Below are 20,594 nucleotides of genomic sequence, written 5' to 3'. Positions count from 1 at the left end.
TAAGTGCATTTTTCATTGAATGATGATTTGAACCTCTCATGTGCGATTCACGTTTTTTGTTGTATAGCTTTACGCCGGATTGTTTTTACTTTTGAAGTTTGATTTGTTGTTTTGTTTCTTAAAGAAACGGGAGGAAGAATCAGCGAGGTTTCTGATGAAAGATTGAAGGGCAATGCTGCCCGACTTCATTTAGCTTCTTCCCGTTTCATTTTTGGGAGTATAGCCGAACAAGCGTTGTAGGATAAGCCTTTTTGAGCTTATTCCACTTACAAAGGACAAGAAAGTGATGATATACAAATCTGGAACAACCCATTGTTTTAGCAATTAAAAATTGTTAAGCTTGATTTGGATACTTTCGATACTTATATGCTTTATGTCTTAACACGACATTCACCTCACTTTATTTACTAGTATACAGAACGTAGAAAAAGTGAGAAAAAAGTCAAAACCAAACCAATTCATCTCATGGCTGAAGTCACGAGTGTTCTTGGTTTATTCGATTTAGTCTTAAGGAAATGGAGAGAGTTTAGATGTGGAAAGAATTTAAAGAATTTGCTTTTCAGGGAAATGTCGTTGATTTAGCGGTAGCAGTTGTGATTGGAGCTGCATTTAACGCAATCGTAACTTCTTTTGTTGATCATATTATTACACCACTGATTGGTATGCTTGCGGGAGGAATTGATTTCACTGGTTTGAAAATAACCGTAGGGAATGCTGAAGTGATGTATGGAAGTTTCATCCAGTCATTTGTTGACTTTTTAATCATTGCCTTCTCTATCTTCATGGCAATCCGGATTTTGAATAAGTTTAGGCGGAAAGAAGAAGAGGAAGAAGATGAAGTTGATGCACAGGAACAATTACTTACCGAAATCCGCGATTTGTTAAAAGAGCAAAATGGACAAAACTAACAAACAAACAGGCAGTTAGATACCGCCTGCCTGTTTGTTTCTGAAAAGAAAATATAGAAATACCTATATTTTACAAGGAACGAGATCGATCCATTTCTCGTTCCTTTTTGTTGTCCATTTTTTCATCCCACATTTTGTAGAATAAATTTAAACACGTGTAAATAAATTGTCGATTTAGGTAAACTCATCCTCGCTTTTTGCGTAAACAACCCGTATCTTAAGCCTAAGAAAGGGGGTGTGATCATGAATGAGCTGAGGAAGTTATCAAATGGCGGTCTTGTTTGCGCTTATAACAAAGCCAAAAAACTGGATCTGGACCCGCATTTTATTTATCAACTAGAAGAGGAACTGAAAAGGCGCTCCAGCTCTAAACAAAAGAGGCGTAAAAGTTCCTGGCAAGAATAACATTTAATTGGTTACTCTTGCCAAGAGGGGGGAGGGTTTATCTATAAAATCTCTTGCCCCCTCACCTTTATCCCGTATTAAAGGTCTGTAATACCCCCATTGAATGAATTTCACTTTTTTTAATCCATCACCAGAGCTAAATTTTTGGCCGGGATGTAATTGATTAATTAGGTTAATTTTGCCATTATAGGAGAAATAATAATTTTTCTATATATTTAGCGGGAATGGAGGAATAAAATATTTATTCTTTCGCCTATATCCTTGTATTCATCCCCTGCCGAAAAATATAGTGGGGGGCTGGTGAACAGTAATATACCGATCGGGAAGGGAATCGATATTTCTTGTAGAATAGGTAATATAACGGAAAGGAGAAAGAAAAAATGACAAATACAGTATTATCTTTTAGTGGTGGGAAAGATTCTATGTTCGCCCTGCACCGGATGATAGAACAAGGGATTACGGTCGTTTGCCTTATGACGACTGTGTGGAACGAGAGCGGGGAAACAGTTGCTCACGGCGAGAAATTAAAGCGGCTGGAAGATCAGGCGGCACGTTTAAATATACCAATCGAATGGGTCGTTACCGATTTTGAAAATTACACGGCGGATTATAAACGAAGACTTGAAGAAATAAAGGAAACGTATCAGTTGGACGGAATTGCTTTTGGTGATATTTATCTGGAAGGGCACCGTAAGTGGGGGGAAGAACTTGCACAATCGGTGAATCTCGAAGCAATCTATCCGTTATGGACGAAGAAGGAGCGTTCGATTGATTTGCTCCATGACTTTGTAAAGACCGGCTATAAAAGTAAAATCATAAAGCTGGATGAAGAAAAGCTTCCAAAAGATTGGCTTGGAAGAGAGATAGATCAACATTTTATCGAGGACATTGTGAAGCTTGATGTTTGTCCACTTGGTGAATCGGGCGAGTACCATACGTACGTATATGACGGTCCGTTATTTCAAAAGAACAAATTTCAGTCTTAAGGCGGAGAAGTGTTCCTGCCAAGGGGTGTATTCGTAGATGTTTTCTTATCTTACAATACATGTAAATGATACGAAAAGGGGATGGAAGGATGGAGCCGATTGTCGAGGTACATAATCTCCATAAACAATACAAGAAGCGGAAGACAAATGAATTCACCCAAGCGGTGTCAGATGTTTCCTTTGCCGTGTATCCTGGTGAAATACTTGGGTTGCTTGGTCCGAACGGGGCGGGGAAGACGACAACGATTAAAATGATTTGTGGTCTGCTGCGTCAGGATGAAGGGACAATTACCATCAAGGGGATTGATAACAAAAAGAATCGGTTGAAAGCTCTCCGGCATATTAGTGCTGTGCTCGAAGGAAACCGTAATTTGTATTGGCGCTTGACGGTAAGAGAGAATCTGGAATACTTTGCAGGGAACCGCGGAAAGAGTAACCGGGAAGTACGGGGAAAAATTGAGAGATTCTTGCGTGACTTCCATCTGAAAGAGAAGGAACATGAACTCGTCAATAGATTGTCCCGCGGCATGCAGCAAAAGCTGGCGATTGCAGTGGCGATGCTTGCTGATACGGAGGTCATTTTACTTGATGAGCCTACCCTTGGAATCGATATAGAAACAAGCTATGAGGTCCGGGAAATTTTAAAACAGATTGTGAAGGGTGCTAAGAAAACGATTATTATCAGTTCCCACGATATGGATGTGATCCAGGATATTTGTGAACGCACGGTTATTATCAATCAAGGACAAATTGTCATTGATGAAAAAATCGATAATTTATTAAAACTTTTTGCCGTGAGAAACTATAAGCTCACATTAGGTGCGCCGCTTACTACAGAACAGCAACGTCTTTTACGTGAGAAATTCCCAGCTTATCAATATGAAGAAACAGACCATTTACAAGCAGTCATTGAAGTGGATTTAGCAGGGAATGAGGAGTTCTATGATCTATTTGATCTATTAAAGCTGGCGAAAACACCGGTGGAGTCCATTGACAGGGAAATGGTGAACTTCGAGCAGATCTTTATGAAAATAGTAAAGGGGGAAGGCGGAAATGGCTTGGCTCAACCTTCTTAAGGCAAATTTGAAAAAAGAGTATCTGGAATTAAAACGTTATTTACCAAATACAATTGCGATGATTTTAACCTTTTACATTATCTTTCTAGGTTTGTTCGGAGTGATCCAGATGGTTGGCGATCCGACAACCCAGGATGCGAATACGCAATATGTAATTGTGAATTACATTTTTTGGTTTTTAACAATTACAATTATCAATAGTATCGGATACGAAGTCATTAATGAGGCAATGCGGGGAACGCTGGAGCAGCTATCGATGTCGCCAATGGGAATCTGGCGAATAATGGCAGCACGGCTCCTATCGACGACGGTCATCAATTTAACGATTGTTATTGCTTTGCTTTACGTGTCGATGGCAACTGCCGGTCAGTGGTTGAATATAGATGTAGTAACACTGGTGCCGATTATGCTGCTCACCCTTGTTGGTATGTTTGGCATCAGTTTCATCATCGCAGGTATTTCCATTATATTGAAGCAGGTGCAAGCATTTTTGCAAATTCTGCAGTTCATCTTAATGGCACTCGCCTTTATCCCGTTATCCTTGTCACCAATCATCCAGTTCCTGCCATTTGTTAAAGGGTTCGATATGGTCCGGGAAGTGATGATTCATGGTGTCAGCCTCAGTCAATTTGCCATGAATGATTTCCTTGTTCTGCTTGCAAGTGCCTTGTTCTATTTCGCTCTTGGACTTGGCGTATTCATTTATTGTGAAAGAGTGGCGATGGAAAAAGGATTACTTGCCCATTATTGAATCATGATTTGGTGAAACGGGCGAACATATATATTTTCCTGAAAGCTGGGTACTTGCTTATACACTCTGCCGGCTACTGTCATAGGTTAGTAGTGAATCTATAACAGAAAGGGGATTAAATCATGTGGCATCATCACGGGCAGCATTGTGGCTGTCATGCATGTAAAACGATTGTATATCCAACAAAGCATAACTGTGTCAACAAATTCTCTGAGAGTACAGTAAACCATGTGCATCCATCGCACACCACTGTTATGAAGCATCATCTTGTGAAAAATAAGCATTTTTATCCGCATTCAACTTCCGTGCAAAACACTTGCAGCAGTGTAGACCAATTCGGCGGAGCTTTCGAAACCCCACCAAGACCAAATCAAGTAGCGGGTGCGTATAGTCCTCCGGGAGGCCCAGGTGGGTATGGCATGGGACCTGGATATGGCATGGGTCCTGGTGCAGGACCAGGCCAGGTCATGGGGGCAACTCAGCCGGGTTATGGAATGCATCAGGGTCATCATTGGCATAAGCACGGTAAGTGGTGTTAAGATAGTAGCGAAGTCAGGCTGGAACTTAATCGTTTCAGCCTATTTTTAATTAGTGGACTATTTGATAAGAGGTGAATAAATGAAAGTATTACATGTAAGTGGCTATAAATCACTTGAAATGGGAATTTTTAAAGAGAATGATCCGAAAGTTCATATTATCAAAGCAGCGATAAGGAAGAGAATTATCGGATTTATCGAAGAGGGACTGGAATGGGTGATCGTATCCGGTCAGATGGGGGTGGAGCTCTGGACAGCTGAAGTTGTGCTTGATTTAAAAGAAGAGGAGTATGAAGTTCAACTGGCGATTTTCCCTGCTTTTGAAAATCAGGACAAGCGCTGGCCTGAAATGCTTCAGGAGAAATATCAGGAAATGGTGATGACAGCAGACTTTTATAAGCCGTTATATGTTGGCGACTACAAAGGTCCTTACCAATTCCGAGCACGGGATGCATGGTTTGTTGAGAAAAGTGATGCGAGCCTTTTGCTGATGGATGAAGAGTACCCTGGGAGCGTCCGTTATTTTTATGAGGCGGCAAAGAAAACAAACGAAGATTATCCGATTTATTTTATTACACCGATGGATCTTGATGACATTGTAGAAGAAATTCAAATGACTGACCCGGATTACTGGATTAACTTGCAAAACAATCAAGGATAGAAATAGATGGAACAGAGCTGGAGAAATAAGTATAATAATAGAGAGGGGGTAAGCTTGTGAATGTTTTGGCATCGTTATTAAATTTGTTTGTCTTTGTTGTCCCATTTATTATTTTATACTTTGTTATCGCTGCTGGGGTGAAGAAAGGAATTGAGGCCTCAACAGTCGGCCAGGCCATACTTGAAGAGCATCACGAACGGAAAGCGAAACGGAAATGAAGAAGAACGAGGAAATAAATGGCAAGGTGAGTAGGATGGACTTAACGATTCGGAAGATGAAGAGAAAAGATATTCCGGCAATCCAGGATATTGCTAAAATCAGCTGGAATTCTACTTATACAGGAATTATTCCGTCACAAATTCAGGAAAGTTTCTTGAATCAGGCGTACAGCGTGAAGATGTTGAAAAAGCAGCGGAGAAATTCGAACTTTTATGTAGCATTGATCAATCAAGAACTGATTGGGTTTGCTAATTATTCGCAAGTATACTCAGATGACAGCGTTCACTTACACGCGATCTATCTACATCCGGAATACCAGGGAAAGGGAATCGGCAGTGCCCTATTAGAGATTGGAAGCGATCAATTAGCTGCGGAAAAAATTTCCCTTCATGTGGAACGTCAGAACATAAAAGCAATCCAGTTCTACAAACGGAAAGGATTTTATAAGATTTCTGAATTTGATGATGAATTAGAAGGACATACTATACATACAATTCGAATGGTATGGAATATACATGAATAAATACTGCTAATTGCTTATATTCAGCAGCGAAAATAACTTCGCCCGTTTCTTTTTTTAGAGCCATGATAGCGATTCGGTTGCTCGGTTAACGGATGCGCATCCTAGGGATAAAAGTAATCCAATTTGAGTAATGAAAAATAGTTAGCAAGGTTGATTATAAAGGAGGAGTAAGCAGATGACCTATCAAACAGATATTGAAATTGCGGAATCTGTTGAAATGGAGCCGATAACGAAAATTGCCGATCAAGCAGGGTTTGACAAGAGTGATATTGAATTGTATGGGAAGTATAAGGCGAAAGTAAATTTTACCGCTTTACAAAAAATGCGCGAAGCTCCCGACGGCAAGCTCATTCTTGTGTCGGCAATCAACCCGACGGCCGCAGGTGAAGGAAAGACGACGACTGTAGTTGGTCTCGGTGACGGCTTAAAGCGAATCGGTAAAAAAGCAATGCTCGCTTTAAGGGAACCATCACTTGGTCCGGTTTTCGGAATAAAGGGCGGTGCTGCCGGTGGTGGATATGCGCAAGTTGTGCCGATGCAAGATATAAATCTGCATTTTACAGGAGACTTTCACGCAATCGGAGCTGCTAATAATCTCCTTGCTGCACTTATCGACAACCACATCCATCAAGGAAATAAATTGAATATTGATACCCGGAAAATCACTTGGAAGCGTGTAGTCGATATGAATGATAGACAACTCCGCCATATCGTGAATGGTCTGGGTGGGGAGAAGAATGGGGTGCCACGGGAAGATGGGTTCGATATTACAGTCGCTTCCGAAATTATGGCTATCCTTTGTCTTTCCAATGATCTAAACGAACTAAAGGAAAAACTAAGAGAAATTATTATCGGTTACAATTACGATGATGAACCGGTGAAAGCTGGCGAACTCAAGGCTCACGGAGCGATGGCTGCCTTACTTAAGGATGCATTAAAGCCGAATCTTGTGCAAACCTTGGAAAAAACACCAGCCCTTATCCATGGTGGACCGTTTGCAAATATTGCCCATGGCTGTAATAGTATTATGGCGACAAAACTTGCATTGAAATATGCGGATTATACGGTGACCGAGGCTGGATTCGGGGCGGACCTGGGTGCAGAGAAATTTATTGATATTAAAAGCCGGATGGCTAATATCGCACCTGATGCGGCTGTAATTGTGGCAACTGTCCGAGCCTTGAAACTGCACGGAGGAATAGCTGCCTCTGATTTGAATGAAGAAAATATTCAAGCAGTTGAAGAAGGTCTGCCTAATTTGCTTAAGCATATTGAAAACATGCAGGATGTTTTCGGTATTCCTTCCGTTGTCGCGATTAATAAATTCCCGACAGATACAGAGGAAGAACTTCATGTGATAAGGAAAAAATGTGAAGAAATCGGTGTGAATGTAGTTCTTTCCGATGTCTGGGCAAAAGGCGGAAAAGGGGCGGAAGACCTTGCTCGGGAAGTCGTAAAGCTTTGTGAAACGGAGAGCACCTTGCGTCATCCATATAGTCTGGAAGATCCCATCCCAACAAAGATTGAAAAGCTTGTGCAGAAAGTGTACGGTGGAAGGGGAATTGAGATTTCAGCGGAGGCGGAGCGGGAGATTACAAGGCTTGTTAAGCTTGGGTATGATAAGCTCCCGATTTGTGTGGCAAAGACACAGTACTCTTTATCAGATGACCCTGCATTACGAGGGGCGCCGAAGGATTTTCATATTACTATCCAACAAGTGAAAGTATCTGCGGGAGCGGGCTTCCTTGTTGTCTTGACGGGAAGAGTCATGACAATGCCGGGCTTGCCGAAGATCCCGGCAGCTGAAAATATTGATGTTACACCGGAAGGGAAAATTGTTGGTTTATTTTAATGATAAAGAGGGGGCGAGATGTTGGATAAGCTCAATTTAAGGAATCTTGCAAAGGATAGATTAACGAACCTCAGCAGCGTGGAAAGAGCGGAAATTGAGGAGAAAATAGTTCAAAATCTCACTTCCTCTGACCTTTGGAATCAGGCCAGTACCGTCGGGGTCACGGTTTCCGGTGGTTTGGAATGGGATACGGAACCCCTGATTAGAAAGGGATGGCAAGAAGGAAAAACGGTCACGGTTCCGAAGTGTGTCCCTGAGGAGAGAAGGCTTGATTTTTATCAGCTTGATGATTTTGAACAATTGGAAGCAAGTTACTTCAATCTCCGTGAACCGAATCCGCATGAGACAGTAAAGGTGGAAAAGCGGGAAATTGATCTACTTATCGTTCCGGGCCTTATATTTGATAAGCGCGGCTATCGGGTTGGATTTGGTGGGGGATATTATGACCGTTTCCTTACAGATTTCCCTAACCGAACCGTTTCGGTACTATATTCAGGCCAATTAGTGGAGGAAGTACCAGCTGAGCCATTTGATATCCCCGTCGATTATCTGGTTACGGAGAATGGTTTTTTATAATAAATCGACAAAAACAATCGCACCGCCCTTCCCAGAGCACCGTGCGATTGTTTTATCACGTATTAACGGTCTGTAATACCCCCTACTAAACATGAGGGAAGCCCAATATGTGAAGGAGGGGTAAACAGTCCGTAAATACCTGATTCTGTTCAACTAACATTCAGTGGGGGGAAAGGATACCCCACTGAATGAAGTTTCACTTTATTATTTCTTACCTTCTATATTCTTTTTCCACATTATCTCCATATTCAATTTCCAAATCGACTTTGGCAGCATCTTCTGGGATGTTGAAAGCTTGGAGCACTTCGTTGATCACTTCTTCATCTGGTGTATTTTCATCAAACTGGAAGGAAGTGAAGATGTTGTCAAGCTCTTCCATTGCTTCGTTTCCACGTAAATTGATGTTTTCAGGTTTGTTCTCATAAGATGCTTCGGTTTCATTCTCATCTATGTCCACTTCATAATCAACATCGATTGCATCATCGTTATTTTCAATATCAACTTCTAAATCGAAACTCGTAAAGACGTAATCATTTGAGAAATCGGCCTGATCACTGTCTCCCTTCGTTTGGTTATTATTGGCTCCGTTGTTATCATCTGTTTGATTATCATCATTTATGTCTCCACCAGCTGCACCATCATTTGGTTCTTCCGTTGTTGTATCGTTATTCGGTGTTTCTGTCGCTTTATTACTATTCCCACAAGCTGCAAGAACAGCGGATAGCAGCAGAATCAAAAATAATGTCATTATTTTCTTCATAGAGGCTTAACTCCTTTTCATCGTGATATCTATTAACTTATCCAAAAATGGGAAGAACTAAACTAACTACTTCAATACAGCGTAAGTTTTTAAGAAAGTAAAAAGGGTTAGTGGTCGTTAAGATTGTTTCTAAAGAAAAATAATGCTAAAATATAAAGTTACGTGTAGCTATTCGTATGAGGAAAGAAGGAATAAATATATGGGAGAAAATTTAACAAAGGATCAAAGTGTCCAAAATTTCAATCGTGTACCATTGGTTATTGTGCTTATTTCTGGTGCCTTTGTAGCAATTTTAAACCAGACATTACTTGGAACGGCATTACCTAAAATAATGGTTGATCTCGATTTGACGGAGAATACTGTTCAGTGGTTGCAATCCGTTTTCATGCTTGTAAATGGGATTATGATTCCGATTACTGCGTTTCTTATCGGACGGTTTACAACCCGCAGTTTATTTTTAACAGCGATGAGTTTATTCTCATTAGGGACATTAACAGCTGCAATATCAGGAAGCTTTGAAGTACTGTTGTTAGGGAGGATTTTACAAGCAGCAGGTGCTGGAATTATGATGCCGCTTATGCAGACGATTCTCATGCTTATCTTCCCGATTGAAAAACGGGGAACAGCAATGGGAATGTTCGGGCTTGTTATTGCGTTTGCACCGGCAATCGGACCATCTCTTTCCGGCTATATTGTAGAAGCAGCATCCTGGCGTTGGCTGTTCTGGATGATTCTTCCAATCGCAATAGTTGACATCATTCTCGCATATTTTATATTAAAAAATGTAACGAAGCAGACGAAGCCCAAGTTGGATGTGCTTTCGATTATTCTGTCGACATTCGGTTTCGGAGGAATTCTTTATGCATTCAGTATTGCTGGAAGTGCCGGATGGGGAAGCATGGAAGTCCTGATTGGCTTTGGAGTAGGGATTACCACGCTCGCTTGGTTCATTACCCGTCAGTTCAAGTTAGATCAACCGATTTTAGAATTCCGGGTAATGAAATATAAAATGTTTACTCTTTCGACAATCCTCGGGATGATTACGTTCATCGCAGTAATCGGAGCAGCAATTGTATTACCATTATATATGCAGACGATGCTCGGATTTACGGCGTTTGAATCAGGACTTGCTCTCCTTGCTGGAGCGGTCATTCAAGGGTTGTTAAATCCGATTACAGGTCGGCTGTTTGACAGATACGGAGCAAGATGGCTGGCGATTTCAGGGATGGTCATCTTAACTGTTTCGACATTTATGTTTGCAGTTTTAACACCAGAAACGTCATTTACGTACATTGCGGTCACGCATGCTTTACGTATGGTTGGTATTTCGATGGTGATGATGCCAGTCACAACGGCTGGACTTAACGTATTGCCTACGGACCTTATATCCCACGGAACGGCAGTTAATAATACACTCCGTCAGGTATCAGGTTCAATAGGAACAGCACTTCCGGTAACGATTATGACAACATTCACGATACCCGAAGAGGGGATTGAAGGAATGATTCATGGGGTAAATATCTCCTTTATCTTCTCAGGAATTATATCCTTAATCGGCCTTATCATGTCGTTCTATATTAAAGATCGGAGAGTATAAAATGCAAAGGCGAAAGCGCCCGTTTAGCAACGTACAAACTGGAGCACTCCGGAATGAGATAAAGGAAACACAACGAACGGCAGTGAGTTGATGTTGACTTATCGATTGGAGGAGTGTGAAGTTTGATAGTTGTTGGGCGCTGGAGCCGGACGTGGCTAGCCCTAGATACCCATGTTATCACAGCATTTTTATTTTATAGTTTCTTATACAAATAAAAAGACTGAGTTGAAATGTTAACTTCAACTCAGTCTTTTTATTATTCTTCATCCCGTGTTACTACATCAACTTTACCTGTGTCAGGGTCAATGACGAGGCCGTGCACTTTGATACCTTCAGGCAGTAAGGGATGATTACGGATAATTTCTGTACTTTGCATTACTGATTCTTCTACCGTCGTAAAACCGTGAAATTCTTCTTCTAAATGGATACCGCTATGTTCTAACGTTTGAATACGATCTTCACTAATTCCGCGATCAATCATACTTTGTTTTAACGCCTCAATATTTACATCAGACATGCCACAGTCATGGTGCCCGATGACGATTACTTCCTCCGCTTTTAATTTATAAATAGCAACGAGAATACTCTTTGTAATGCTATCGAAGGGTTTACGGATAATTGCGCCGGCATTTTTAACGATTTTCGCATCACCGTTCTCCAAGTTAAGTGCCCGGTGTAAAAGCTCTAGTAACCTTGATTCCATGCAAGTGAAAATAACCATCTTCTTGTTCGGGAATGTATCTGTCCGGTAAGGCTCATAACTTTTTTCTTCTACAAATTTTTTATTGAAATCAAGTAAATCTTGTAAACTCATATACCATTCTCCTTCACTCTAAAATTCTTTCTTTAAAATATATCATATTTTTGGAGAAAAGAAATAAAAATGAAGGATGAAGGTGAAGGTTAAAAGCTTAACGATTGATGAATCCGTTCGTCGATTCCAACTTACCCTTGATTTGTTTCGCATTTATATCGGCTCCAGCAAGCCATTTCTTGAAATCAAAAATAAGTGGCAAGCGATCATGGCCAAAGGAGATCCAAGCTTGCATATGCACTGGTAAATAGGCTGCTGTATGAATCGTCCCTGCCCAAGCGCCGTAATTCTTCGAGAAAACCCCTTTATCGGCATCATTTAATATGCGAAACGCATCATATACATTGTCGATATTTGCTTGTTGATCGACCATTGCTTCGTAACGGCGCAAGGAATCGTCCATCCGGTAACGATTCTCCTTTGTTAATTTCTCGAAGTGGTTCGTACAGATTGTACCTTCCCTTGTTACGACTTCATTTGAAGAAGCTTCAACGACGAGTGTTTTTCCGGTTGCGTCGACGAGGGAATAACTGAAGGAGTGACGGTGGGGAATTTCCTTTAGCAGTTCAATTGCTTCATCAACGGTTGCGCAATTTTCCAGTACGAGTCTGCCAATCATATTGCAAACAAATCCATCATCTGAGCGGAGGCGATTAATAAAGTTATAGCCCATGGCGAGTCCTTTTTCATTCAGACCATCCGTCCGGCCAGTAATTTGCATGGATGGACCAATCGTTGCATATCCGCCATCAGTTGGTGCATAAAGGACGTAACGCCCTTCATAGGTGATGGGGTCATTGTCATAGTTTCGGATCATAAACTGATTACCAGTCAATATTGAGCAGCCGCTCTTCCCGTATTCAAAATAATAACCGCCAAACTCTCGGAGGGCCTCTTCAGTAGATAGTTCCAGGGCATCGGCAAGCCCGAGTAATTCATTCCAGATGCCGGGACTAAAATATTGGATGATTGGCCTGATTTTTTCTTCATCCACGATATAATGGTGTTTTGACCGGCTTTTCAATTGTCTTCTGCGGGCTTTTAAAATGGGAGAGTCCTGTAATTCTTTTCCTTGAAATCGACCAAAATCATCATGGCTTCCCCGAAATTGAATGACATCGCTAACTACCTGTCTCACGTTATCCCTCCATTCTGATGGTTGTGTGTAGTATACATGAAGCATACTAGAAGCAAGGGAAATAAGAAAATGAATTGCATTTTTAGTACCAGTGTAGTTATTGTAAGAATGTCTAATTGTTTGGTAAGATAAAGAGACGGAAGGGAGAGAAGTCCATGGGCCGGAAAATCCTTGTTGCTTATGATACGTCTCTATTAAGTAGAAAAGCAATTGATGAAGCAAAAATCCAAGCGAAATTAGTTGAAGATTCCCATCTTTATATTGTGACGGTAGTAACCCCGGGGATTACGAGTAATAGCACGGCTGCAAGTGGTAATTTATCGATGAATGATGCCGAGCTCATCTATCCGAAACTGGAAGAAATAAAAAAAGAGTTACAAGGTAACGGATTTAATGTGCACACCGAAATCATAACCGATTTTTCCCAACGAAATCCGGGAGTTGCAATCTGTGATTATGTAGAAGAACATGCGATTGATATGGTAGTTGTTGGTCATCGTGGACTCAGCAATTTAAAAAGACTCTTCCTCGGGAGCGTCAGCAGCACGATTGTACAACGAGCAGCAAGTAAAGTTTTAGTAATTAAATAGGAAAGAGGTAGAGTAATGGATATCCAATATGAAATCATTGAAAATATTGTCGTCCTATCCGAATCACCAAAAGGCTGGACGAAAGAGCTCAATCTCGTCAGCTGGAATGGAAGGGATCCGAAATATGATCTTAGAGACTGGGCCCCAGATCACAAAAAAATGGGCAAAGGCATCACATTGACAAAAGAAGAAGTACTTAAACTAAAAGAAAGCTTGGGAAGTTTCAACTGAATAATAACTGAATATACGCTGCCTGAACAGTGGATTCCGTTCATACAGGGTAAGTCCTATTGCTCTTTCACTAATTAAGGCGCTCTAATCGCCGTTCAGTTGCCCGGTGGACGGATGCTTTCCCAATTAAGTAAGATAAACATGTGAATGGGAGAAAAAACCCCAGTTGTTTTCCCATTAAAGTAAGAAGAACATGCTGATGGGAAAATAACCCTCAGTTGTTTTCTCATAAAGCTAGATGAAACACTAATGGAAAGATAAAACTGAAAGTTGAACATGCGAATGAGATAAGAATATGAAATAGTGTTCTAAATTAGGCCTTTCCTCAGAGCAGTACAGACACCTCGAGACTCCTGCGGGAGGCCGGCTAAGTACGGTCACGTCCTGTGACCAATGCCGGCATTAGAACCTCCTGTTCGTCGATAGGCCTAGGCGAGACCCCACAGCGGGCTTGCCCGCGAAGAGGCTCACCAGCCGCTCAGCAGGTGCGAGAGGTGTCTGGACTGCGGACCTCCAGAAGAAAGTTGCACTTAAGCTTTATGAAAGTAAGCACAAAAAGGGATGGACAGAAAATGTTCATCCTTTTTGTAATTTCGACAGCTTTGTTAACGTAGGGTCTCTTGTTTTACTGTGGGGTGATGAATCGGTTATACTTATGTGAAAGACTTCACTTCTTAGTAGGAGGAACAATACATGCACAGTTGGAAGGATCTGGCACAAGACTATAGAGGCAGACTGATTCTGATGATTTTATTTTCACTGCTTAGTGGGATCAGTATTATTGCTCAAGCCTACTTGCTTGTGTATATCGTAAATGAAGCGTTTTTACAAGGAACAGCTTTTGCTGACCTTTTACCATATCTTGCCTTATTACTTGCAGCATTGCTCGGACGAACTTTATTTAATTATGGAAATGGAAAAACGGGGGTCCGTCTTGCAGCAATTGTAAAGCAAGGACTGAGAAGCCAGCTGCTTCGTAAATATTCCAAGACGAATATGCAAGCAGCGATGTACGGAAGGTCCGGCGAGAAAGTGAGTGTCATGATGGATACGGTAGATGAAATAGACGATTATTATAGTAGCTACATCCCCCAAGTTATCCAGTCTATTATCATTCCCATCATGCTGCTTATTACGATTTTTGCCGAACATTTCACGACTGGAATCATCATTATAATTACCGCACCATTCATCCCGATTTTTATGGTAATTATCGGTTTTAATACGAAGGATAAATCGGAGGAACAGCTCGATAAAATGGCGGCATTCTCAGGAAAGTTCCTTGATACACTGCAAGGACTGACGACTCTTAAGTTATATGGTCGCTCAAAAGAACAAAAAGCAGAAATAGAGGAAAGCAGTCTGAACTTTCGGGATGCTACGATGGTTGTTCTCAAAACGGCTTTCGCGAACTCGTTCGCACTGGAATTCATTTCGATGCTTAGTATGGGATTGATCGCACTTGAAGTTGCATTCCGTTTGATCATTTTCCAAAACATTAGTTTTTTCACCGGTTTTCTTATGCTTTTGCTTGCACCGGAATTTTACAATAAGTTAAAGGAACTTGGAAATGCTTTTCATACTGGAAGAGGCAGTAGTGGTGCTTTCAACAAGTTGCAGAAGGAACTCGACACACCGGACATGCCGGTGGAATGGGGGAGTAATGTATTTGAGGTAAGAAAACCGCCTGCCATTGAATTAAAGGATGTTTGCTTCCGTTATGAAGAGAATGGTTTTACTTTAAATCATATTTCGGTAGAGATTTCTCCTTATGAACAAATCGCCATTATTGGTAAAACTGGTTCAGGAAAATCCACTTTGCTGCATGTTATCGCAGGTCTCGTTGCTAATACAGAGGGGGAGATTCTCGTTAATGGAAAACCTCTCTCAGAGTATGAAGAAAAGGCATGGTTTAACGAAATAAGCTATATTTCCCAGCATCCATATTTATTCTCTGGAACAATTGCGGATAATATAGCTATTGGCGGGAGAGGGGAGAGAGCGAGAGTAGAAATTGAGGCGGCAGGTGAAAAAGCTGGAATATCAGAGCTCGTTGCCTCTTTGGAAAAAGGATATGACACTCCGGTCGGTGAAGCGGGACGCGGACTGTCCGGTGGAGAGAAACAGCGGGTCGCCCTTGCAAGGGCTTTTCTGAAGCGGCCTTCCATTATCCTATTTGACGAACCTACTGTAGGACTCGACTTACGAACCGAACGGATATTACAACAATCGATTGAAGAATTGGCGAAGCATGCAACCATTATTACGGTAGCGCATCGCCTGCACACGATTAAACATGCGGACAAGATTGTCTTGCTTGATTCCGGAAAGATCGTGGCAAAAGGGAAGCACGAAGAATTGTTAAGAACGAATCCGGATTATCGTTCTATGGTCTCAGCAGAGCAAGGAGGTGAGCGGAAGTGAGGGATTTAACAACAGTGATCCATCTATTATTTAAAGAGAAAAAAGACATTATCCTCTCGATTATATGTGGATTTATCGGTGGGATTACCGCTGTCGGATTGTTTTCAGCGAGTGGGTATTTAATTTCCCAAGCAGCACTCGCTCCGCCAATCTATACCTTGATGGTGCTTGTCGGTACGGTAAAACTCTTTGGAATCATCTCCGCCATTAGCCGCTACGGAGAACGTTATTACTCGCACCGTGGCACGTTTACGATGCTTAGTAATTTACGGGTATCTTTTTATGAAAGATTAGAGCCGCTTGCTCCACAGATTTTCCAGAAGTTCCGGAGTGGGGACTTGCTTGCCCGTATTGTCGGGGATGTGGAAACATTACAGAACTTCTTCTTGCGGGTCTTTTATCCGCCAATTGTACTATTTCTTGTGTTCTTCTGTACGATATTTTTCACGGCATATTTTTCTACTACGCATGCCATTATTATTTTTGTCGGGTTTCTTCTAACGACGGTGCTTGTCCCAGTGTATTTCGCTATCAGGCAGCGTCGGGTCGACCAGGGATTAAGAGAGGAACGCGGAAAATTATCAACAGAAGTGACAGAGCTCTTCTACGGTTTCCGTGATTTGAAAATATATCAGCGGCTGGAAGAAAAAGAGGAAGCACTTGAGCAAATGGCTGAAACCTATGTTCGGGAACAGGAGAAAGCGGGTGTCCATCATCTTTACAGTGAATCATTAAATACATTTGTATCACTGATCATCTCGGTCGTTGTGCTTGGAATGGGTGCTTATTTAATCGCAGCAGGCAGCTTGAATGGAGTTTTCTTAGCGATGCTGTTAATGATTTCTTTAACTGTCTTTGAAGACACGACATCGATGGCGATTTTCCCTAGTCATCTCGAGGATAATAGAAGAGCGGCAGCTAGATTATCAGCAGTAGTTGGTAGTGAACCAGTTGAAGTAGAAGAGAAGGAAGACCTAATCTTGACTTCTTCCCCAGCTATAACGTTTAATGATGTATCATTTACTTATTCAGAAGAAGAAAGACAAACTTTGAATGATGTTCAGCTCTATTTTCCGGCAGGTTCGAAAACGGCAATCGTTGGCCCGAGTGGTTCTGGGAAATCAACCATTCTTAGCTTGTTGCTAAATTTTAATTCTGCAGATTCAGGAGAAATTCTGATTAACGGAGAAGAGATTAGCGGGCTGAATCAAGAAAGCATTTGGAAATATGCAAATGTCGTCCTTCAGGAAAACCATTTCTTCTTTGGGACAATCCGAGATAATCTGAAAATCGCTGCGGATGAAGTATCGGATGAGCATTTGCTGAAAGTATTGGAAAAAGTTGAATTAAGCCAGTTCAAACTGGACGATGCGGTGCTTGAAAAAGGTGCCAATCTATCGGGAGGGGAAAAACAGCGGCTGGCGCTTGCCCGTACAATGCTTAAGAACTCCTATCTCTGGCTACTTGACGAACCAACGTCATCAATGGATTCCCTTACGAGTTTTAATATTTATCAGGAATTATTTGAACTAGCGAAACATGATACACTTATCCTCATTAGCCATCGCTTGAATGGACTGGAAACAATGGATCAAATTGTCGTTATGGAAGAGGGCAAAGTTGTTGAAGTCGGCAGTTATGAACAATTGTTGGAAATGCAAGGTTATTTTTACGAACTGAAACAAATTGAACAAAGCGTTTTTCACGCATAATAAAAAAGTGATTGCTCTTTTGGGCAATCACTTTTTTAATATCACGTATTAACGGTCTGTAATACCCCCACCTCTAAATATGAGGGTAGCCCTACATGTGAAGATGGGGGATATACAGTCCGTAAAACCCTGATTCTGTTCAACTAACATTCAGTGGGGGAGGCAAGGAAAGCCCCACTGACTGAAGTTTCACTTTATGAATAAACCAAGAACACTCGTAACTTCAGTCATAAGAGGTTCAATTTTCCTTATCTCCAAAAGCATCATCTTTGTCGGCAACAATAAAAGCGAGGATGATGGCTATGATAATCACTAATCCTGGAGCAACAAACATTAGAAAATCATTAAACATTTCGTTCACTCCTTCTTACCTTGGATATATTCCTCATCAAACAAGAACAGTTTTAATAATAAATAGATCGACGGGATCAGTAATGCGAGCCCGAGTACGAAGACGATAACAAGCGAAATAGCCATTGCTTGGTTGGTGAAGCCTTCATGAATCGTCAAGTGCGGGTAAAGCAGGTAAGGATAATGGGCAATACCGTATGCGAAAAATGCAAATGCAAATTGACCGACTAACAACCACAACGCAGCTGTATAACTTCTTTTTCTCCAAATGAACCACGTAGTCAATGCCCACAGCACAAAGGAAACGGCAAACATCCACCATAGGTTCAGCAGATTTTCGAACAACATGTAGTTATGGTAGCGGAGTTCAATAATAATCCCCGAAGCTGCTACGATTAATGGGATAGCCCAAATTAACGCATATCTGCGCATCAAGTCTCTCGCATCAGCATCTTGCGCTTTATCTGCATACCATGTTAGGAATACTGCAGAAATGTATAATACAGCTATAATGGCAAGAACGACGATGGACCAGGATAATGGACTCGTAAATAATGCAAAATAGTCAAGCTGTGGAGTTCCATTTTCAATGGTTACAAATCCACCTTGAGCAATTGCAAGCACAACCGATAAAGCTGGCGGAATAAGCAATCCTGCAATACCGTACATGGTGGCATACCCTTTATGACCGGCTCGATACGATTCAAAGGCATAGTAGGAACCGCGGATTGCCATCAAGATCAAAGCGATACTGCCTGGAATTAGTAAGATTGTTCCGAAGTAAGTCGCCGTTTTCGGGAAAAATCCAACAATCCCAATATAGAAAAATACAAAGAACACGTTCGTCACGGACCATACTGGTGATAGGTACCGCTGAATAACCTTTGATAGGATTTTCTCTTTACCAATCAATATACTATAAGCATTGAAGAATCCAGCACCAAAGTCAATGGAAGCGAGGATGACATATCCAAATAAGAAGGTCCACAGTACGGAAATCCCTAATATTTCTAAACTCATTACTGCTCACCACCTTGTGTAGATTGAACTTTCGCTAATTCTTTTTCGAGCGGGTTATTTGCAAACATTTTACGTAGAATAACAATTGTTCCAATTCCCAAGATAAGGTAAAGAAGAGCGAATAGCACAAACATTAATCCAACATAATCACTTGTCGTGGCAGCCTCGCTGACTGTCATAATACCGCGCATGATCCACGGCTGACGGCCGAATTCCGCGAGCCACCAACCAGATTCAATAGCTAACATGGATAGTGGACCGCCTAAAACAATGAGCCAGCGGAACCAGTTTGATTCAACAAATGTGTATCTCATCCGTGATCCAAGCCAATATAAGAAGGATATTGCAATCATCACCATACCAATCGTAATCATAGTGTCGAAGTAATAATGCACTTCAAGCGGTGGTTGTTCCTCTGCAGGGAATTCATCGAGACCAATCACTTCAGAAGATGGACTTCCAAAGGCGAGAATACTTAAAACGTAAGGAAGTTTAATTGCATATTTTGGTTCTTGATTTTCATCGAGTACTCCGTATAACAGAAGTGGAGCACCTTCTCCCGTTTCAAAATGCCATTCGGCAGCTGCAAGTTTTTCTGGTTGGTATTCTGCCAGGTATTTACCAGAGAAGTCACCAATCAATGCTACTGCAACAGCAAAAATTAACCCGATTTTCATCGTCATATGCAATGCTTTTTTATGATACGTATGCTTCGAACCTTTAATTAGTTTAAATGCAGCTATTGCCGCTAATATAAAGGCAGCCGTCATATAGGACGCGGCAAGCACGTGAGCAATCTTCGTAGGTGATGCCAGGTTAAACATGGCAAGGACTGGGTTAACATTAACGAGTGTTCCATTTACAATATCAAACCCTTGCGGCGCGTTCATAAAGCCGTTCACTGTTGTAATGAAAAACGCTGACATCCCAGCACCGATGGCAACAGGTATCAATAGAAGAAAATGAGTCTTCTTATTTTTAAATCGGTTGCCGGTATATAAATAAATACCAAGGAATATAGCTTCAAAGAAAAAGGCGAAAACTTCCATGAATAAAGGTAAAGCAATGATATTACCTGCAAGTTCCATAAAGTTTGGCCACAATAAGGCAAGCTGTAGACTGATGATCGTTCCAGTAACTACACCTACAGCAACTGTAATTACATATCCTCTAGCCCAGCGTCTAGCCATAAGGATATAGTGGTCATCGTTCTTTTTAATTCCAAGCCACTGTGCAATCATAATAAAAAGTGGTATCCCAACACCGATAGTTGCATAAATAATATGAAACGATAATGTTAGCAGTGTCAGCATCCTGCTCGCAAATACAGGATCATGAAACATAAGCTTTTCCCTTCCTCTCTTTATAAGTTCGTGTACTATTGAACATAAGGAAAAACAGTTTTTACTTATGTTCGATAGTAAAAACTAGTTTCGTCTCTCTATTGTAGCTTATAAACGACGC

22 protein-coding genes and 1 pseudogene are annotated in these 20,594 nt (G+C 41.3%); 16 read left to right on the top strand and 7 right to left on the bottom strand.

Annotated features, from left to right (window positions below; genetic code table 11):
- Window positions 1-72: 72 nt before the first annotated feature.
- Window positions 73-325, bottom strand: a pseudogene (locus GN217_RS19520) (helix-turn-helix domain-containing protein); the annotation flags it as partial.
- Window positions 326-530: 205 nt separating this feature from the next.
- Between GN217_RS19520 and mscL the strand changes: the two are divergent.
- The 11 genes from mscL (at window position 531) to GN217_RS01965 (ending at window position 8,493) form a co-directional block, all read left to right on the top strand.
- Window positions 531-908, top strand: coding sequence for a large conductance mechanosensitive channel protein MscL (gene mscL, locus GN217_RS02015; protein WP_156854767.1), 378 nt, complete (start codon window positions 531-533; stop codon window positions 906-908).
- Window positions 909-1,151: 243 nt separating this feature from the next.
- Entirely contained in the window at window positions 1,152-1,313 is a 162-nt protein-coding gene (gene sda, locus GN217_RS02010) for a sporulation histidine kinase inhibitor Sda (RefSeq protein WP_156854765.1), read from the top strand.
- A 380-nt stretch (window positions 1,314-1,693) separates the two neighbouring features.
- The gene (locus tag GN217_RS02005; RefSeq protein ID WP_156854763.1) at window positions 1,694-2,299 is read left to right on the top strand and encodes a Dph6-related ATP pyrophosphatase; all 606 of its coding nucleotides are present in this window, start codon (window positions 1,694-1,696) and stop codon (window positions 2,297-2,299) included.
- Window positions 2,300-2,388: 89 nt separating this feature from the next.
- The gene (locus tag GN217_RS02000) at window positions 2,389-3,375 is read left to right on the top strand and encodes an ABC transporter ATP-binding protein (RefSeq protein WP_156854761.1); all 987 of its coding nucleotides are present in this window, start codon (window positions 2,389-2,391) and stop codon (window positions 3,373-3,375) included.
- Complete coding sequence (locus GN217_RS01995; protein WP_156854759.1) at window positions 3,353-4,126, top strand: ABC transporter permease; 774 nt, start codon at window positions 3,353-3,355, stop codon at window positions 4,124-4,126. The genes GN217_RS02000 and GN217_RS01995 overlap by 23 nt, the downstream gene beginning before the upstream one ends.
- Window positions 4,127-4,248: 122 nt before the next feature.
- The gene (locus GN217_RS01990) at window positions 4,249-4,665 is read left to right on the top strand and encodes a spore coat protein (protein ID WP_156854757.1); all 417 of its coding nucleotides are present in this window, start codon (window positions 4,249-4,251) and stop codon (window positions 4,663-4,665) included.
- 79 nt (window positions 4,666-4,744) lie between these two features.
- A complete protein-coding gene (locus GN217_RS01985) occupies window positions 4,745-5,323 on the top strand; it encodes an SLOG family protein (RefSeq protein ID WP_156854755.1) in 579 nt (192 codons plus the stop codon).
- A gap of 56 nt (window positions 5,324-5,379) precedes the next feature.
- Window positions 5,380-5,541, top strand: a complete 162-nt coding sequence (locus GN217_RS01980; protein WP_156854753.1) for a hypothetical protein — start codon at window positions 5,380-5,382, stop codon at window positions 5,539-5,541.
- A complete protein-coding gene (locus GN217_RS01975; RefSeq protein ID WP_232334297.1) occupies window positions 5,538-6,065 on the top strand; it encodes a GNAT family N-acetyltransferase in 528 nt (175 codons plus the stop codon). The genes GN217_RS01980 and GN217_RS01975 overlap by 4 nt, the downstream gene beginning before the upstream one ends.
- Window positions 6,066-6,240: 175 nt before the next feature.
- Window positions 6,241-7,917: a formate--tetrahydrofolate ligase gene (locus GN217_RS01970; protein WP_156854751.1), complete on the top strand. Its 1,677-nt coding sequence runs from the start codon at window positions 6,241-6,243 to the stop codon at window positions 7,915-7,917.
- Between the two features lie 18 nt (window positions 7,918-7,935).
- On the top strand, window positions 7,936-8,493 hold the full coding sequence (locus GN217_RS01965) for a 5-formyltetrahydrofolate cyclo-ligase (protein ID WP_156854749.1): 558 nt from the start codon (window positions 7,936-7,938) through the stop codon (window positions 8,491-8,493).
- A 211-nt stretch (window positions 8,494-8,704) separates the two neighbouring features.
- Here GN217_RS01965 and GN217_RS01960 read toward each other — a convergent pair whose 3' ends face one another.
- Window positions 8,705-9,253 carry a YusW family protein gene (locus tag GN217_RS01960; RefSeq protein ID WP_156854747.1) on the bottom strand — a complete coding sequence of 183 codons (549 nt, stop codon included), beginning with the start codon at window positions 9,251-9,253 and terminating at the stop codon, window positions 8,705-8,707.
- 199 nt (window positions 9,254-9,452) lie between these two features.
- Between GN217_RS01960 and GN217_RS01955 the strand changes: the two genes are divergently transcribed.
- The gene (locus tag GN217_RS01955) at window positions 9,453-10,850 is read left to right on the top strand and encodes an MDR family MFS transporter (protein WP_156854745.1); all 1,398 of its coding nucleotides are present in this window, start codon (window positions 9,453-9,455) and stop codon (window positions 10,848-10,850) included.
- A gap of 256 nt (window positions 10,851-11,106) precedes the next feature.
- Here the strand turns inward: GN217_RS01955 and GN217_RS01950 are convergent, their stop codons facing one another.
- The gene (locus tag GN217_RS01950; protein ID WP_156854743.1) at window positions 11,107-11,664 is read right to left on the bottom strand and encodes a beta-class carbonic anhydrase; all 558 of its coding nucleotides are present in this window, start codon (window positions 11,662-11,664) and stop codon (window positions 11,107-11,109) included.
- Between the two features lie 97 nt (window positions 11,665-11,761).
- Entirely contained in the window at window positions 11,762-12,802 is a 1,041-nt protein-coding gene (locus GN217_RS01945) for a C45 family autoproteolytic acyltransferase/hydrolase (RefSeq protein WP_156854741.1), read from the bottom strand.
- A gap of 155 nt (window positions 12,803-12,957) precedes the next feature.
- Here GN217_RS01945 and GN217_RS01940 point away from each other — a divergent pair, with 155 nt between their 5' ends.
- The 4 genes from GN217_RS01940 (at window position 12,958) to cydC (ending at window position 17,759) form a co-directional block, all read left to right on the top strand.
- Entirely contained in the window at window positions 12,958-13,392 is a 435-nt protein-coding gene (locus GN217_RS01940) for a universal stress protein (RefSeq protein WP_156854739.1), read from the top strand.
- A 15-nt stretch (window positions 13,393-13,407) separates the two neighbouring features.
- A complete protein-coding gene (locus GN217_RS01935) occupies window positions 13,408-13,623 on the top strand; it encodes a YdbC family protein (RefSeq protein ID WP_156854737.1) in 216 nt (71 codons plus the stop codon).
- Between the two features lie 693 nt (window positions 13,624-14,316).
- Entirely contained in the window at window positions 14,317-16,047 is a 1,731-nt protein-coding gene (cydD, locus tag GN217_RS01930) for a thiol reductant ABC exporter subunit CydD (RefSeq protein WP_156854735.1), read from the top strand.
- Window positions 16,044-17,759 (top strand): thiol reductant ABC exporter subunit CydC, encoded by a 1,716-nt coding sequence (gene cydC / locus GN217_RS01925; protein ID WP_156854733.1) that lies wholly within the window; start codon window positions 16,044-16,046, stop codon window positions 17,757-17,759. Before cydD ends, cydC begins: the two co-directional genes overlap by 4 nt.
- Before the next feature lie 238 nt (window positions 17,760-17,997).
- Here cydC and cydS read toward each other — a convergent pair whose 3' ends face one another.
- The 3 genes from cydS to GN217_RS01915 are packed head-to-tail and all read right to left on the bottom strand — an operon-like array spanning window position 17,998 to window position 20,473.
- Window positions 17,998-18,111 carry a cytochrome bd oxidase small subunit CydS family protein gene (cydS, locus tag GN217_RS19515; RefSeq protein ID WP_373290785.1) on the bottom strand — a complete coding sequence of 38 codons (114 nt, stop codon included), beginning with the start codon at window positions 18,109-18,111 and terminating at the stop codon, window positions 17,998-18,000.
- A gap of 5 nt (window positions 18,112-18,116) precedes the next feature.
- A complete protein-coding gene (locus tag GN217_RS01920) occupies window positions 18,117-19,130 on the bottom strand; it encodes a cytochrome d ubiquinol oxidase subunit II (RefSeq protein ID WP_156854731.1) in 1,014 nt (337 codons plus the stop codon).
- Window positions 19,130-20,473 (bottom strand): cytochrome ubiquinol oxidase subunit I, encoded by a 1,344-nt coding sequence (locus tag GN217_RS01915; protein ID WP_156854729.1) that lies wholly within the window; start codon window positions 20,471-20,473, stop codon window positions 19,130-19,132. Before GN217_RS01915 ends, GN217_RS01920 begins: the two co-directional genes overlap by 1 nt.
- Between the last annotated feature and the right edge of the window lie 121 nt (window positions 20,474-20,594).

This window comes from Oceanobacillus sp. AG (assembly GCF_009746545.1).
Taxonomy (GTDB): Bacteria; Bacillota; Bacilli; order Bacillales; family Amphibacillaceae; genus Oceanobacillus; species Oceanobacillus indicireducens.
This window is presented reverse-complemented; position numbering and strand designations above follow the sequence as displayed.

Coding starts and splice junctions, on each gene's coding strand:
- mscL (WP_156854767.1), top strand. CDS start 531: ATGTGGAAAGAATTTAAAGAATTTGCTTTTCAGGGAAATGTCGTTGAT.
- sda (WP_156854765.1), top strand. CDS start 1,152: ATGAATGAGCTGAGGAAGTTATCAAATGGCGGTCTTGTTTGCGCTTAT.
- GN217_RS02005 (WP_156854763.1), top strand. CDS start 1,694: ATGACAAATACAGTATTATCTTTTAGTGGTGGGAAAGATTCTATGTTC.
- GN217_RS02000 (WP_156854761.1), top strand. CDS start 2,389: ATGGAGCCGATTGTCGAGGTACATAATCTCCATAAACAATACAAGAAG.
- GN217_RS01995 (WP_156854759.1), top strand. CDS start 3,353: ATGGCTTGGCTCAACCTTCTTAAGGCAAATTTGAAAAAAGAGTATCTG.
- GN217_RS01990 (WP_156854757.1), top strand. CDS start 4,249: ATGTGGCATCATCACGGGCAGCATTGTGGCTGTCATGCATGTAAAACG.
- GN217_RS01985 (WP_156854755.1), top strand. CDS start 4,745: ATGAAAGTATTACATGTAAGTGGCTATAAATCACTTGAAATGGGAATT.
- GN217_RS01975 (WP_232334297.1), top strand. CDS start 5,538: ATGAAGAAGAACGAGGAAATAAATGGCAAGGTGAGTAGGATGGACTTA.
- GN217_RS01970 (WP_156854751.1), top strand. CDS start 6,241: ATGACCTATCAAACAGATATTGAAATTGCGGAATCTGTTGAAATGGAG.
- GN217_RS01965 (WP_156854749.1), top strand. CDS start 7,936: ATGTTGGATAAGCTCAATTTAAGGAATCTTGCAAAGGATAGATTAACG.
- GN217_RS01960 (WP_156854747.1), bottom strand. CDS start 9,253: ATGAAGAAAATAATGACATTATTTTTGATTCTGCTGCTATCCGCTGTT.
- GN217_RS01955 (WP_156854745.1), top strand. CDS start 9,453: ATGGGAGAAAATTTAACAAAGGATCAAAGTGTCCAAAATTTCAATCGT.
- GN217_RS01950 (WP_156854743.1), bottom strand. CDS start 11,664: ATGAGTTTACAAGATTTACTTGATTTCAATAAAAAATTTGTAGAAGAA.
- GN217_RS01940 (WP_156854739.1), top strand. CDS start 12,958: ATGGGCCGGAAAATCCTTGTTGCTTATGATACGTCTCTATTAAGTAGA.
- GN217_RS01935 (WP_156854737.1), top strand. CDS start 13,408: ATGGATATCCAATATGAAATCATTGAAAATATTGTCGTCCTATCCGAA.
- cydD (WP_156854735.1), top strand. CDS start 14,317: ATGCACAGTTGGAAGGATCTGGCACAAGACTATAGAGGCAGACTGATT.
- cydS (WP_373290785.1), bottom strand. CDS start 18,111: ATGTTTAATGATTTTCTAATGTTTGTTGCTCCAGGATTAGTGATTATC.
- GN217_RS01920 (WP_156854731.1), bottom strand. CDS start 19,130: ATGAGTTTAGAAATATTAGGGATTTCCGTACTGTGGACCTTCTTATTT.
- GN217_RS01915 (WP_156854729.1), bottom strand. CDS start 20,473: ATGTTTCATGATCCTGTATTTGCGAGCAGGATGCTGACACTGCTAACA.